The organism is Pedobacter sp. GW460-11-11-14-TSB4 (genome assembly GCF_059423705.1).
The window spans coordinates 180,524-197,385 of sequence record NZ_JBWKYI010000008.1; the positions used below are offsets into that span (position 1 = coordinate 180,524).

The following is a 16,862-nucleotide window of genomic DNA, read 5'->3' on the forward strand; positions in this document are numbered from 1 at the left end:
CGGTGTTGTTTTTAAAAAATTAGCGTAATTTTATAATCATAAAAAATAACACGATTTTTCAGTTTTAAAGATTTTCAAGAAATGCATTGCCTTCAACATATTAAATTATCGCAACCCCCAGTACGCTCATGAACTATAAACAATTGCAGGAAGATGTAGAAAAGCACGTTGGCGATTACTTCCATACCCATAACGATCCCCGTCTGGTATATCATAACCTCGAACATACGCAGGAAGTGGTTAATGCTGCGCAGCAAATTGCCAATCATTACCAGCTAAATGAGCAGGATTTTTTTGCCGTAACCGTTGCGGCCTATTTTCACGATACAGGGTATTTTGAAGATGCATTAAACCACGAAGCAAAAGGAGCAGAACTGGCTGATCATTTTTTAGCCAAACACCAGGTGAATCAGGAAATCCGTGACCATGTTAAAAGTGCAATACTGGCCACTAAAATTCCCCAGAAACCCAAAAATGAAATTGATAAAATCCTTTGCGACGCAGATTTATTTCATTTAGGCCTGGCCGATTTCAGAGCAAAGGGTAAATTAATGCACAAGGAAAATGAACTGATTTATAAAAAAGATATCAGTAAATTAGATTGGCGCAAAAAAGATATCCAGTTTATGGAATCTCATCATTACCATACCGATTATGCCACTTTACTGCTGAGCGATCAGAAACAAAAAAATATCAGTAAACTGAAAAGTAAATTAACGGCGCAGGAAGAAATCAGTACGGAACTGGCCGAAACTAAAAACTTCGCACCTAATGTGGTACAGGGCAAAAAGAAGAAGGATAAAGACGACAGACCGGATAAGGGTATCGAAACCATGTTCAGGATTACTTCTGCCAACAACCAGCGGTTGAGCGACATGGCGGATAATAAAGCACATATCCTCATCACTGTAAATTCGATCATGCTTTCGTTGATTGTGAGTTTATTGTTAAGGCGACTGGAAGATCACGGCAACCTGATTATACCTACCTTTATTTTGTTATTGGTGAGTTTAACCTGTGTTGTGGTATCCATTTTATCAACCCGTCCATCTATTCCGAAGGGAGAATTCACCCAGGAAGATATGGATAAGAAAAAGGTGAATTTATTGTTTTTCGGCAACTTTTATAAAATGAGCTTACCCAGTTATACCGATGGTATGATTAAGGTGATGAACGATAAAGATTTTTTATATGGAACCCTCATTACCGATGTATACTCGCAAGGTGTAGTTTTGGGCCGGAAATATAAACTGATCCGTTTGGCTTATAATATTTTCATGTTTGGCTTAATTGCAGCAGTATTGGCATTTGTAATTGCTTACGCAGCTTACGGTAAACTTTAATGGAACAGATAGTCGAAACCTCTTTTTTTAACAGAGATTTAAGCTGGTTAAAGTTTAACGAGCGTATTTTAATGGAAGCCGAGCGAAACACTGTTCCGCTTTTAGAGCGCATTAAGTTTTTGTCGATATTCTCCTCCAATCTCGATGAGTTTTATCGAGTAAGGATGCCGGTATTACTCGCTTTAGAAAAATTAAGCAATAAGGAAGATAATGACATTCAGATTGACGATAATTTGCTGAGCACAGCCAATCAGCTGATTTCAGAACAGCAACAGCGCTACGGTAAAGTACTTAAATCAGATCTTATTCCCCTGCTCAAAGAAAATAAGATCAATTTAATTTACGGGCAGGCGTTCCCCGCAGAAATTCAGAAAAGTATAACCCGATACTTTTTAAGTCAGGTAATGGCTTTTTTGCAGCCCGTTTACATTAATGCGAATACGAACTTTTTTCCTTCAAATAATGAGCTCTATTTTCTGATTACACTAAAAAAGAAGGAAGATGCAGAAGTGGTTATTTTAAATATCCCTTCCAATCAGCTTCCCCGTTTTTATAAGGTGGAAACAGGAGATGAAACTTTTATTGTTTTTCTGGATGATATCGTACGTTTTCATTTAGACCGTATTTTCCCGGAAGGTGAAGTTACCGGATGTTATAGTTTCAAAATTACCCGGGATGCCGAAATAGATCTGAAAGACGAATATTCGGGTAGTTTATCAGAGCAGCTGGAAAAACAATTGTTAAAGCGCGATTCGGGTTTGGCTACACGTTTCCTCCACCAGCCAGGTATACCGGCCAATGTTTTCGAACTCCTTAAAAAGCTTTTCAATTTAAAAAAAGCCAATAGGATGGAAGGTGGACAATACCATAACCTGAAAGATTTTATGGGTTTTCCTGTCAATTCGCCAAAGTTATCTAATCAAAACTGGCCAAAACTATGCAATACCGATTTGATAGATGGATCGTTAACCGAAGCCATTTATAAAAACGATATTATGGTACATACGCCTTACCAGAGTTATGATAGCGTGTTGCGCTTTTTTAACGAAGCGGCTATTGATGCTGAAGTAAGGGAAATCTATGTTACACTTTATCGCGTAGCCAGCGATTCGAAAATTGTGAATGCTTTAATCAGTGCTGCAAAAAACGGCAAAAAAGTGACCGTTTTGGTCGAGCTCAAAGCCCGTTTTGATGAAGCGAACAACATCAAGTGGGCCAAAAAAATGAAGGAAGTTGGTGTAGATATTATTTACAGTGTAACGGCCTTAAAAGTGCATGCCAAAGTAGCCTTAGTGAAACGCCAGGTTGGTAATAGAATGCGCTATTCTGGTTTGTTTTCTACCGGAAACTTTAATGAAAGTACAGCCGCTTTTTATACGGATCATATTTTAATGACAGCCAATAAAGAGATGTTACGTGAGGTAGAACTGCTTTTTATTTTTCTGGCCAAAAGGGTTAAGCCCACCTCTGCCGATCTGATTAAATTTAATCATTTGCTGGTGGCGCAGTTTAATTTACAGCAGGTTTTTCTTAACTTGATAGACAGGGAAATCGAACACGCCAAACAAGGCAAGCCATCAGGTATTACCATTAAAATGAATAACCTCGAAGAGAAGGTTTTAATCGACAAACTTTACGAGGCGTCATCGGCAGGTGTAAAGATTGATATGATTGTGCGGAGCATTTGTCGTTTGATTCCAGGTGTACCTGGAATGAGTGAGAACATTAAAATTACCCGTATCGTTGATCGTTATTTAGAACACGGACGTATTTTTATTTTTAACAATTTAGGCAAGAATGATGTATACCTGGGTTCTGCCGACTGGATGAACCGGAATATCTATCGAAGAATTGAAGTTTGTTTTCCTATTTATAATGAGCAGATTAAACAAGAAATGATAGATATTATCGAAATCCAAAAACAAGATAACGTGCAGGCCGTTTGTATAGATGAAAACATGAACAATATTCCTGTCAAAAGGAGCGGGACTCTTGTCGAGTCTCAACACGATATTTATCAATTATTAAAAAAAAATAATGCTGTTTAGTAGGGTCGTCATTCCCAACTTGATTGGGAATCTTAAAGCTTATTGCATTAGGATTCCCGCCTGCGCGGGAATGACGGACGATAAATAAACAGTTACTAACGCCGTGGTCTGTGTCCTCACAGACTACATGATTTTACTTATTAATGGTCTGTGAGGACACAGACCATGGACATTAAATTTTTATCCTATGAAATACAATAAAAACTTCTTAGCGCCCGGCTTTCTCATTGCCCTTGCCTTTATAGGTATATCATGCGTAAATGGTAACCGCGACAATAAAAAAAGTGATTCAACTGAAACCGTTTCTTCAGGCGGGGGAGAAAAATCAAGTCTTCCTTATGATTTAGCAAATCCGGTAAAATATAACATGCCCCAAAATCTTTTCGAAATCTCTGGAATTGTATTTCATAACGGCGATCCGAAAGAAGTATTTGCAATACAGGACGAAGATGGTGATTTATTTCATCTGGGTTTAACTGATAAAGAATCGAAATTCACCAAATTTGGCGGTAAAGGCGATTACGAAGACGTAGCTATTCTAAATAATACCGTAATTGTGTTAAAAAGTAATGGCGAATTACATTCATTCCCTATTTCTGAGATTAATAAACCAGATGTGGCCAATGTGGTTAAAACCAAAGATCTGGTTCCCAAAGCCGAATACGAAGGATTAGCTGCTGATGAGAAAGCAGGTCTGGTGTATGTTTTAACGAAAGAAATTAAGAAAAATAAAAGTGATCAGACCGATATCTATGCCTTTAAATATGCTGATGGCAAATTTACAGCAAGTGGAACCTTTGCATTACCTTATAAAGAGATTGCAGATTTATCAGGCGAAGCTAAAATCAAATTTCGTCCATCTGCTTTGGCTAAAAACCCATCAACTAACGAGTGGTATGTGCTTTCGTCCATGAATAAATTATTGGTTGTTACTGATGAAAACTTTAAAATTAAAGCCACTTATCCATTAAAAGGAAGTTTCTTTAATCAACCAGAAGGTATTGCATTTGACCGCGATCAGAACCTTTATATCTCTAATGAGGGCGGTGCCTTATCGGCAGGAAATATTTTAATGTTTAAATTGAAAAAGTAACCATTGATGTTGGTTACCTCAATCATGCGTCATGCTGAATTTATTTCAGCATCTTCCTGTAATAAAGGCCTTGATCTCGAAACTTTGAGAAGCATGATGATTGTAAGTGATTGCTTAACCTTAATGTACTTAATTTCTTAATGATAAAAACAAGCTATATTAAAAAGTGATCATTAAGGAGTTAAGAAAATTAAGGTTTTGATGCTTAATGTCCTTAACTTCTTAATGGTGAGAAGTCTATTATTACAATTTAGTTTAACATTCAGAAGTTAAGGATGTAACACCTAATGGTAAGAAAAGGAGATGCTTAACGGGTTGAACCCAAAAAAAAATAAAATTTAAATTACTTATCTTTATACAAACGCTGAGTCTATGATTAAAAGATTTACCCTTTTTACCATCTTATTTTTAATTAACTTCATTGCCTTAGCGCAGGATGATGTAAAATATCGTGTAATTCTTTTTGGCGATGCAGGCGAAATGAATCCTGCGCAGATGCAGGATTTAAAAAACGCAGCCAAGCAAATTCTTCCCAAAAAAACAACGGTAGTATATTTAGGTGATAACATTTACCCCACTGGAATGGGGCTGCCAGGAAGTGTAGAAGAAGAGGAAACTAAAAAGATTCTGCGTTCGCAGTTCGAGCCTATGCGTAAAATGGGTGCTGCGGTTTATTTTGTTCCGGGCAACCACGACTGGGATAAATCTGGTCCTAAGGGTTTGGCCAAAATTAAAGCGCAGGATGATTTCCTTAAAGCACAGGGTGATTCATTATTGAGGCTGATGCCCGAAAACGGATGTCCTGATCCCGTAGCGATTAAATTAACCGATAAATTAACCATTATTGCCTACGATAGCGAATGGTGGCTTTTCCCATACAATAAATCAAATCCCAACGGCGAATGCGAATGCCGGACAAAAGATGAGGTTTTGGTCAAAATGGAACAATTGCTGGAAGAAAATAAAAACAAAGTTATTCTATTGGCTTCGCACCATCCATTTCAGAGTTACGGGCCACACGGCGGTTATTTCAATTTAAGAAACCATATTTTTCCATTAACATCTTTAGATAAAAATTTATATATCCCTTTGCCTGTTTTAGGTTCCGTGTATCCTTTACTTCGTTCTACCTTGTTAAGTCCTGAAGATTTAAACCATCCGGCCTATAAGGATATGATTAAATCAGTAACCGGCGTATTCGGCGATTACCCTAACGTAACCTATGTTGCCGGGCATGAACACGGTCTGCAGTTAATCAAAGGAAAACACTTGCAGATTATTAGTGGATCTGGTTCAAAAGTATCGCCAAATAAAGAAGGCAAAACATCTTTATTTCACGAAATGCAGCAAGGTTATGTGGTTGCTGATCAGTTGAAAAACAACGATATGCGTTACGAATATTATATTTATTCAGATACCAGCGTTAAAAGGGTTTACAGTTACATTAAAAAGTTCGAAACCATCCCTCAAAAAGTAAGAAACAGAGATAAACCGATTACAGCTGATAGCATTTTTGTACGTATTAAACCCGAATATGATAGTGTTGGTCGTTTTCACCGGGCTATTTTTGGCGAAAATTACCGTAAAGAATATGCTGCAAGAACAAAAGTTCCGGTACTAAGGGTTTCCCAAATGATGGGTGGCTTAAAAGCGACACAACGCGGCGGTGGCAATCAATCACGTTCATTACGGTTAGAAGATAAAAATGGCAAAGAATATGTGTTGCGCAGTGTAGAGAAATACCCTGAGGTACTATTGCCTGCAGCATTGCGTGAAACCTTTGCCAAAGATATTATAAAGGATAACATGTCGGCACAACACCCGTTTTCGGCGCTGGTGGTGCCTGAGCTGGCTAAGGCCGGGGGGATTGCGCATAGCAACCCGATTATTGGCTGGGTTTCGCCCGATGATAATCTGGGCGAATTTGAATCGGCTTTTGCTAATACCTTGTGTTTATTCGAAGAAAGAGAACCAACGGGAGAATCAGACAGTTCTCCGAAAATGGATAAAAAACTAACAGACGATAACGATAATAGATTAGACGGACCGGCCTGGGTAAAAGCAAGGGCCTTTGATGTGTTGCTCGGCGATTGGGACAGACATGAAGACCAATGGCGCTGGAAAGAAACCAAAACTAAAGATGGTTCGGTATATTCGCCGGTACCCAGAGATCGTGATCAGGTATTTTTTAGATCAGACGGCTTTTTACAGCGTTACACACAATCTTCCTCTTTATTACCCATGATGCAGGGTTATGAGCGTGGCATAAAAGATATCAATTGGTTTTTATGGGAAGGAAGAGAAATCAGCAGTCGTTGGACCGCCAATATCGACGAGGCGGAATTTGATAAAATTGTGAAAGATTTCTGCGCAAATTATAATGATGCCGTTTTCGAAAAAGCGCTAAAAAAACTTCCTGAACCAAGTTATTCCTTACACCATGATGCCTTTCTGGCACAGATGCGTAATCGGATAGCCACCTTGCCAAAGTTAATGAACCAGTATTATCATTTCTTTAACCGCATTGTGGATATCGAAGTGACCAATAAAAATGAACGGATTCAGATCGTTGATGCAGATGATAATGGCTTACGCGTAAAAATCAATAAAATTTCTAAAGAGGGTAATGTTAAAGACGAGCTTTTCGACCGGAAATTTGATCCGAAAGTAACCAAAGAGATCAGGGTATACATGCATAATGGTAACGATAGCCTGATCCTGAACAATAAAAATTCGAACATTAAACTGCGGATTATCGGTGGTAAAGGCACTAAAGTTTACGATTTTGCAAACAGCAATGGATCTGTAAAGTTATATGGCAGAACCGATAAGGCAACTTATAATGGAGAGGATGCCAATAAAATCAGAAAAATAATCTCAAACGATACTGCCAATTTCAGCTATATTCCAAAAGATATGTATCGCCGGAATTCGTGGTTGTTAAATGCAGGTTACAATAATGATGATGGTGTTTTATTGGGCTTGATTTACAAACAGACCAATCCTGGTTTCAGAAAACAGCCTTACGGCAATTCGCAGACCGTTTCCTTTTTGCATTCGTTTTCAACCAAGGCTTTTAGGTTTAATTATAAAGGAGAGTGGTTAAAAGCTTTAGGTAAGGGCGATTTTGTTTTAAAAGCTGATGCTTTCGCGCCAAACAATGTGCAGAATTTCTTTGGACTGGGGAATGAAACAAGTTTTGACGAACATGGCGACGATATCAGGTATTACCGTGCGCGTTTCAACCTTTACCAGGTTGATGCCTCCATCCGGTGGCGCCGCCCTAAATCTACTTTTAGTGTAGGTCCATCGTATCAATATTATAAACTTAATCAGGAAGATAATGCAGGCCGTTTTATCGAAAACCCATCACAATTGCATTCATCCGATTCGCTTACCGTTCGGAACGAAAAGATGTTTGCAGGTGCATTTGTAAATTTCACCAATAATACGCGTGATAACGATTTATTGCCAACCCTGGGTAGTTATGTCGATTTTAAGCTGCTGGCTTATAAAGGCGTTAACAAATATTCTAATTCTTACGGGCAATTTACAGCGAGTATAGCGCTGTATAAAAACCTCGATGGTCGGAAAAAATTCATTTTAGCCGATCGTTTCGGTGGTGGAGTAACCATTGGTAAACCGGCTTTTTATCAGGCTTTATTTTTAGGCGGTCAAGGAAACCTTTTAGGTTACCGTCAGTTTAGGTTTGCCGGCGAGCATATGTTTTATAATAATTTAGAGCTGCGTGCTAAAATTGGCGATTTAGTAAGTTATGTTTTACCCGGACAAGTTGGCTTACTTGGTTTTTATGATGTAGGTAGGGTTTGGAAAAGAGATGAAGCCTCTACATTGTGGCACCACGGTGTAGGAGGGGGCGTTTACTTTGCACCAGCATCACTCACAGTTGTGCGATTTGTGATGGGACACTCGTCTGATGGCTGGTATCCATACGTATCGCTTAATTTTAGGTATTAAATTTGTGTAACATATTAATAGATGTAATATCCAAGTATTACGTTCAGCAGACGAACATTGCTTTTAGGAGTGTGTATCTTTGCAATGAATTAGTAATTAAACAGATAACTATAAATTTTACACTATAGCAAAACTTATACAATGAATACCAATGTAATACAACTACATAAAAACGAATGTATACATTGCCAGGTAGAATCATCTCTGTCTTTCCGTCCGCTTGTGGAATATTTAAAAGGCAGGTTGAAAACAGAAAAATCGGTAAAATCTGAATTTTACAGGTTTTTACTTCAAAAAATTGAAAAAGACGATGTGCTGCTTGGCAACATCAGTGCCGAAGATTTATCTCAATATAAAGATACTTTAGAATTAATTTTTACTATTCTAACCCCTTTAATGGATAATGAAGATGATTTGTTTTGGGCATTAAGTACCCCAATTCCAGATCAGATTTTTTTTAGCACCAATGCATTCTATAAATTTTTTAAGGATCATGATCCTAAAAATAAGGTAACTAAAGACAATGAGCCTATTGAGAAAAAACAGCTTAAGTTTATCTACAATATTATTTTAGGCCGTTTTTACAATTTTACTTCAGTACTGAAAAATGAGATCATTTATGCACACATTAATCAGGACACGAAGCTTACGCAATATTATAATATCCAAACCGATACCAAGTTTGTAGATATTATGCATAAAGGCGATTTGCCTGAGCTTAATTTTGAAGAATTGGGTAAACATTTCCAGGACGAAACCGAACTGGAGTATCTGGTAGCGCATTTGCCGCTGCAAAATTTCCATTTTGAAGGATTCAGCATCATCTCTATCACTGATGTGACCTTACAGCATGCCATTGATGGTATCCGCGATGCCCTGGTTAATCACAATTATCAAACGGAGGCGTATACGCATGTAATCCACGCTTTAAAAACACTTAGCGGAAACGGAAAACTTGAATTTGGCTTAATGCCTTTTTTAACCGTTAACAACAAACTCGTTTTTGATAATCAGGAGTTTTCACAAAGTATGCTGATTAATTCTGCAAAATCATCCAATCTCGAAGAAGAGGTTTTTTATTCGCTGGTTGATAAGTATAAAGAAAACCCACGGTCGATTTTTGTGAGTTCAATCAACGACGATCAGATTGATAAAGATCCTTTTTTGAGGGTTTTAAAAGCAGCAGGAGTTTGTTCTTATTCGGTATTGCCGGTGTATTACAATACCCAGCTGGCAGGTGTTTTAGAGGTTTATTCGAGTGAGGAAGTGTTGGTTGATGATAAATTGTTATCGAGGTTGCGTCCGGCAATGCCTTTAATCGGGCAGCTTTTCCAATACAGTATTGAAGAATTTGATGCCAAAATGGATGAAGTGCTGATGGATAAGTTTACGGCTTTGCAACCATCGGTACAATGGAAATTTAACGAAGCGGTTTGGCATTTTCTTCAACAAAATAACAGTTACCATAAATTAAAGGAAATCGAAACGATCACCTTTAAACATATGTATCCGTTGTTTGGTGCAATAGATATCCGTAATTCTACCATAGAGCGTAATAAAGCTTTAAAAGATGACATGGAAGTGCAGTTAAACAGTTTAATTGATACTTTAAAGGCCATCCGCAAGCATATTTCTTTAGAACTGACCGATAAACTATTATTCAATTGTAAAGATTGGATTAAACGCATCGGTGATTTTGCTTCATCAAATGAAGAAAACAAACTGAATGAGTTTTTAGAAATCGAAGTTTATCCTTTTTTATCCATTATAAAAGGAAACTACCCGATAACAGCTGAGTTTGTAGATCGTTATTTCGAAGTTATTGTTCCAGAAACCGGCGCTGGTTTTGCCAACCGCAGGCAGCTGGAAGTTTCGATGCAACTGATCAATACCGAAGTGAGTCAATACCTGGAGAAATCGCAGGCCAATTTACAGGCTTCTTACCCTTGTTATTTCGCCAAATTCAGAACAGACGGGGTAGAATACGATATTTACATCGGACAGGAAATTGCGCCAGACAGGCCATTTGATTTGTTGTACCTGAAAAATATCCGCCTTTGGCAGTTAACCTCCATGGTCGATATTGCGCGTTTATCGAAAGGATTAATTGGCGAAATGCCTCGTGCCTTAGAAACTACACAGCTGATCTTTATCCACTCTAATGCAATTGACATTAGCTTCAGGAATGATGAACGCCGTTTCGATGTAGAAGGTGCTTACAATATCCGTTACGAAGTTGTTAAAAAACGTATTGATAAAGTATTGGTTAAAGGTACCACCGAACGTTTAACACAGCCCCATAAAATTGCCATGGTTTATTTCAATCCTGAAGAAGCCAAAGAATATATGGAGTACATTAAATACATGCAGGTGCAAGGTTATTTAAACGATGATTTAGAGGAACTGGAACTGGATGAACTTCAAGGTGTTTCCGGATTAAAAGCTTTAAGGGTAGGTGTGAAATACCTGGAAAATAAAGTAACTGCCAAAACAGATGCGGCTAAAAAGCTTAAACCTAAAGAGATCAAATCTATCGAAAAGGAAATCGCTAAGGTATTACAGCACTAAGTTGATAAAATATAATTTTGAAATCCTCTGGTATAAAACCGGGGGATTTTTTTTAGCTTAATAAATTAAACGGATGTCTGTCATGCTGATCGCAGTGAAGCATCTTTAGGCTATGAAACGCAGCACCCAAACTGTTTAATACAGATCCTTAATTACACTCAAGATAATAAATAATAAAAAGCATTTACAAAATGTCCCTGTTTTTGTGGCTGAATAATTATTCTAAATACACCACTATATTTCTTTTTGCCAAGTTTTAAATTAATTTTACAATTGATATTCCTTAAAATCATCCTTATTCATAATAAAATTGGCAGAATACTCTGATATAGCCTCATTCGAAAACTTGTTTAAAAAACATTATAAGTTTTTAGTGCTTGTTGCTTATCAAATGATTAAAGATGAAGCTGCTGCTGAAGATGTTGTTCAGGATTTTTTTATCAACTTTTGGAACAGGCGAAAAGAAGTTACCATCGAAACTTCTTTTCAATCGTACGCCACCCGTGCCGTTAAAAATCTTTCTTTAACCTTTCTAAAGCAACCACTTTCGGTTGAATTAACCGAGCAAACACCCTTAGCCATTCAAACCGATTACCTGGAAGAAGAAGAGGCTTTGCAATTAAAGGAAACCACGGACGAAAAGGTTTTGGGTTTGGTTAATCTTTTGCCCGATGAACGCAAAAAAGTGTTTCTGCAATACGTGGTAGAAGGTTTAAGTTATGCCGATATTGCTAAGGCAAATCAAATCTCTGTTAATACCGTAAAAACACAGATGAAAAGGGCTTATGCTTTTCTAAAAGCCAAAGCAGCAGAAGATCCGCTTTCGGTAATTTTCATCGCCATCCTATTGGGTAAAGGAAAATTCTAATCAAAATATATAATTTATTTTATTGATAATCAGTTAGTTGAAAATTATTTAATAATTTTTTAATACTGCTGTCACCCTAAATTAACATATGTTATACTATATATTAATCCGTCTAAGAAAATGAACGCAACAGAAAATATCTGGGTTAAAGTGATCAAACAGTTAAACAACAATGAGTTGCCCGACCAGCAATTACTCGAACAATTAAGTTTGGAGGAAAGAGAACTGATTGATGCTTTGAAAGCTGATAAACTGATTGCAAATGCCAGCCTTTTGGTTAACCGATTGGACGAGCAACATGCCTGGAAAATGGTACAGCATCATTTCGAAGCAAAGCGTGCGCGTTTAATGCCAGGATGGTTAAGGTACGCTGCAGTTTTGTTATTACCTGTGTTTTTATTGGCCGGAGGTATTTTCTATTATATTAAAAATAATGAGCCTGTTGCGTTAAACTTAGCCAAACTGGCACCTACCAATCATAACCGGGCTACTTTGATTTTATCTGACGGTCGTTCGGTTGAGCTCTCTGAACAAGGCGACCAAAAATTATCAGAGGTAGGTGGAACAAGCATTACCAATAAAAATAAAGAATTGTTAAGTTATAAAGAAAGCGGTACAACAAGCAGAAAGCAGGTTTTTAATCAGTTAATTATTCCGAGGGGAGCCGAGTATAAGTTGGCTTTAGCTGATGGAACTACTGTAATGATTAACGCTGCGTCGGTACTTCGTTTTCCGGTCAACATAAATGCAGCCAATAGCAGAGAGGTGTATTTAGAAAAAGGAGAGGCTTACTTTCAGGTGGCAAAAAATCCCGACAAACCATTTATTGTTCATGCAAATGGTATGGATGTAAAGGTTTTGGGTACAACTTTTAATGTAAATACCTATACCAAAATTACGCGCACTACTTTGGTTGAGGGTAAGGTTGAAGCCAAAAGTGCGAACAATCAGACTACCATTTTAGCACCAAACCAACAGGCAATATATAATCAGCAAAGCAATGTTTTAAGCAAAACAGCTGTAGATGTAACACCTTTTGTGGCCTGGGCTAATGGAAAAATTGTATTTGAAGAAGCCACACTTGACGAGGTAATGGATCAGTTGAGCTTATGGTACGATTATGATGTCGAATTCCAGTCTGAAAAAATAAAACAAATCCATTTCTCTGGAGAAATTGAAAGATATAAAGATATACAAGTAATACTAAACATTATTGAACAGACCGGAGGAGTAAAGTTCAGCATTAAAAACAGGAGGATATATGTAGATCAACGTTAAAAACGGACATCTAACCAAACCAAAATCGAAAAAATCAACCAAACTATTCAAAATTAAATGAAAAAATATTTACAAAATTATTTTTCGCCTGGATTAAGCTTTTTAGTAAAAACGATAAGTGTTGCAATCTGTGCAATTATAATTTTCAGTTCATCCCTAAAAGCGCAAACTCAAACTAACATTAGCATTAGTGTTAAAAATGCAAAACTGTCTGATGCGGTTAAACAGGTGAGCAGGCAGGCCAGGATGCAGTTTTTTTATAATGCCGACCAGTTGGATAAAAATCCAAGGGTAAGTATTTCTTTAAAAAATAAAAGTCTAGAGCTGGTATTAACCAGCCTGTTAAACGGAACCAACATCACCTTTGTAATTGATAAAGATGTGGTGATTTTTAAAACAAAAGCTTTTAGCACATCAGGAAAACCAACCATATCACAAAAGAAAATTAGGTTAACAGGTAAAATTACCGACGAAAAGAATAACGCTTTGCCTGGTGTTTCCATACAGGAAATTGGCCAGCAGAATGCAACTTCAACCGACGAAAATGGGAATTACGTGCTTTTAGTTAATGATAACAGCTCCATTCGCTATCAGTATATTGGTTACAAAGCAGAAATAAAAGCAGTTAATGTAAATGCAACTACTGAAGTATTGGTGTTGAATATTAAATTAGAGGAATCGGCACAAGGGCTTAATGATGTAGTGGTTACAGGATATCAGAACATTGCCAAAAGAGATTTTGTTGGAGCTATTGCTTCTGTTAAAATGGAAGATATTAAAGTTGCCGGAACCAATCAGATCGATAAATTATTGCAGGGTCAATTGCCGGGTGTTGCGGTAACCAATTCTTCTGGTCTGATAGGTTCAAAACCAAAAGTAAGGGTGCGTGGTACCTCAACACTGCTCGGTAATCAAGAACCGGTTTGGGTAGTGGACGGGATTATCCAGGAAGATCCGATTCCGTTCGATTATCAGCAATTAAACTCGCTGTCCGGACAGTCTTCAAGTGATGCGATAAAGAACCTGGTGGGCAGTACCGTTGCTTTTTTAAATGTTGAAGATATTCAGGATATAACAGTACTTAAAGATGCCGCATCTACCGCGATTTATGGGGTAAAGGCAGCCAATGGTGTAATTGTAATCACCACGAAAAAAGGTAAAATTGGTAAGCCAACCATCAACTATTCTACAAATTTTACTACCTCTCAAAGACCAAATTACAGCCAGTTTAATCTAATGAACTCGAAAGAGCGTGTAGATGTATCCAGAGAAGTTTATGCCAAAGGTCTGCAATTTGCTGTAATGCCAGATCCGGTTTCATATGAAGGTTTAGCGACCAGTTTGTTCGATAAGAAAATTACCCAGGAGCAGTTTGTTGCTGGTGTAAATAAATTGGAGACTACAAATATGGACTGGTTTGATGCGTTATTTCAAACACCTGTAAGTCAGAACCACAGCTTAAGTGTCTCTGGTGGTTCTGATAAAACAACATATTACAGCTCTATTGGTTATATGAATGATAGAGGCAACTCAAAAGGTAACGAGCAAAACCGTTATACAGCCTCAGCAAATATCAACAGCAATTTAACCAATAACTTACGCATCGGTTTAAAACTAAATGGTTCTAAAAGCACAACAAGTGGTTTTTACCAGGTTGATCCTTTTAAATATGCCTATAATACGAGCAGAACAATACCCGCTTTTAATGATGATGGCTCTTATTTTTTCTATACCGCCCCAAATACTACAACAGGGTCATATAATTATAATGCGCGCTACGAGCAATCTCAAACGGGCAATACCAATAGGTTAACCACCATTAATATGGCTGCAAATTTGGAATATAAATTCTTAAAAGATTTTACTTTTCAGTCTTTATTCGGTTACGGTTATAATCAAACTTCTGCTCATACTTTCGCAACAGAAAACTCAAATTACATTACGGTTATGAGGGGTTACGCATTTGGAAGTGCCTTGCCCGGATCTGTTGCTTATCTTTCATCTCCACTGCCTGTTGGTGGAGTTTACAACGGCTTTTCAATGAGCAATCAAACCGTTACTGTAAGAAATAACTTAAACTACTCGAAATCATTGCGCCAAAATAAAGATAACCTGAGCGTTATGGTTGGTCAGGAGGTGAGAAGCTCAAAATATGATGGTTTAAGTCAAACCAACTTCGGTTATCTGCCCGACCGTGGGAAATCATTTGCACAAGTTCCTTTAACGATTACCACATCGAGTGGAGCGATTATAAATCAAATATATGGGCAAACTATTCCAGTGATTACAGATCGTGTTTCTAATTTTGTATCATATTTTGGAACCGCAACTTATAATTTCAATCAGAAATATGTAATCAATGGAAATATCCGCACCGATGCATCAAATCGTTTCGGTCAGTATTCAAACCACAGATTTTTACCGGTATGGTCTATTGCCGGAAAATGGAATATTGCAGAAGAGCATTTATTTGATAACCTTATCTGGTTAAATCAGCTTTCTGCCAGGGTTAGTTATGGTTTTCAGGGAAATGTTGCCGAAAACTTTAGTCCTGATTTAATTGCAAGAATACCATCAGGTGTTTCTTCAGTGAGTCAAGTATCTGGTGAGCCTTTATTATTGATTAAAAGTTTAGCTTATAAAGATCTAAGGTGGGAGCGCAACAAAACTGTAAATCTGGGTTTGGATTTTGCCTTCCTGAAAAACAGGGTATCAGGAACTTTTGATTATTATATTAAAAAAGGATACGATATTATTGTTCAGAAGACCATTCCATTAGAATATGGTTTAACAACCATGCCCATCAATGCAGGGAATGTAGATAACAGAGGTTTTGAACTTTCTTTGAATGTTGGTGCAATCAGAACATCGGATTTTGACTGGAATATAGGCTTTAATACCTCAAAAGTTACCAATAATGTGCAGCAGTCTGGTGCAATCTCTTTAACAGATTGGAAAACGGCTGTTTCCGGGGGCTTGTATAAGATTGGATATCCGTCATCTGCAATATGGTCATTCGACTTTGCAGGTTTAGATGCCACTAATGGAAACCCAACCTTTAATGGGTTAAATGTAGCCAGTAACCCAGGTGCTGTTACCGATGTGACCAAAGCAATGGTTTATTCAGGTCAGTTAGATCCTAAGTTTACCGGTGGTTTAACCAATAATTTCAGGTATAAATCATTTACGCTTAATACCTTTCTCTACATCAGTACAGGCAATGTAAAACGTCTGGCCGAACTCTATCCAACAGCAACCTCAGCAAGTTCTGCACCATATTCATTCCAGAATCTTTCATCTGAACTTGTTAACAGGTGGCGTCAGCCTGGCGATGAGGCCAATACCATTATTCCTTCGTTACCAACAGCCGGACCACAAGCCAGTACAGGTTTAGTTGTTCCGGGAACCTCTGGTTACGTGTATTCGAGAACGCTTTACGATTATTCGAATGCCAGGGTTGTTGATGCAAGTTTTATCAGATTAAGAAATTTAGCACTTGGATACGTTGTTCCAAACAAACAGGTAACCCATTTAGGTTTAAAATCACTCCAGTTAATGGCTTCGGTAACCAATTTATTCTATGTGGCAAATAAGCGATTAAATGGACAAGACCCTGAAGTAACAGGAAATAGTTTACCTATTCCCAGAACCTATTCTTTAACACTAAATGTTGGTTTATAATCTGT

Annotated in this window: 8 protein-coding genes; all 8 read left to right on the forward strand. The window is 37.6% G+C overall.

Features of this window, described 5'->3' with window-relative positions; translation table 11 throughout:
- The first annotated feature begins 128 nt into the window (after positions 1-128).
- The 8 genes from AC07YT_RS10685 to AC07YT_RS10720 all read left to right on the forward strand — a co-directional run bounded on the left by AC07YT_RS10685 (position 129) and on the right by AC07YT_RS10720 (position 16,857).
- The gene (locus tag AC07YT_RS10685; RefSeq protein WP_086546730.1) at positions 129-1,343 is read left to right on the forward strand and encodes a Pycsar system effector family protein; all 1,215 of its coding nucleotides are present in this window, start codon (positions 129-131) and stop codon (positions 1,341-1,343) included.
- Positions 1,343-3,391 (forward strand): polyphosphate kinase 1, encoded by a 2,049-nt coding sequence (gene ppk1, locus AC07YT_RS10690; RefSeq protein WP_494945311.1) that lies wholly within the window; start codon positions 1,343-1,345, stop codon positions 3,389-3,391. The genes AC07YT_RS10685 and ppk1 overlap by 1 nt, the downstream gene beginning before the upstream one ends.
- 187 nt (positions 3,392-3,578) lie before the next feature.
- On the forward strand, positions 3,579-4,484 hold the full coding sequence (locus AC07YT_RS10695) for an SdiA-regulated domain-containing protein (RefSeq protein WP_086546729.1): 906 nt from the start codon (positions 3,579-3,581) through the stop codon (positions 4,482-4,484).
- Positions 4,485-4,856: 372 nt separating this feature from the next.
- Positions 4,857-8,462 (forward strand): BamA/TamA family outer membrane protein, encoded by a 3,606-nt coding sequence (locus AC07YT_RS10700; RefSeq protein ID WP_086546728.1) that lies wholly within the window; start codon positions 4,857-4,859, stop codon positions 8,460-8,462.
- A gap of 141 nt (positions 8,463-8,603) precedes the next feature.
- Positions 8,604-11,030 (forward strand): hypothetical protein, encoded by a 2,427-nt coding sequence (locus AC07YT_RS10705; protein WP_086546727.1) that lies wholly within the window; start codon positions 8,604-8,606, stop codon positions 11,028-11,030.
- A gap of 310 nt (positions 11,031-11,340) precedes the next feature.
- Positions 11,341-11,898, forward strand: a complete 558-nt coding sequence (locus AC07YT_RS10710) for an RNA polymerase sigma factor (RefSeq protein ID WP_494945312.1) — start codon at positions 11,341-11,343, stop codon at positions 11,896-11,898.
- A 120-nt stretch (positions 11,899-12,018) separates the two neighbouring features.
- Complete coding sequence (locus tag AC07YT_RS10715; protein WP_086546725.1) at positions 12,019-13,176, forward strand: FecR family protein; 1,158 nt, start codon at positions 12,019-12,021, stop codon at positions 13,174-13,176.
- A gap of 57 nt (positions 13,177-13,233) precedes the next feature.
- On the forward strand, positions 13,234-16,857 hold the full coding sequence (locus AC07YT_RS10720) for a SusC/RagA family TonB-linked outer membrane protein (protein WP_086546724.1): 3,624 nt from the start codon (positions 13,234-13,236) through the stop codon (positions 16,855-16,857).
- The last annotated feature ends 5 nt before the right edge of the window (positions 16,858-16,862 follow it).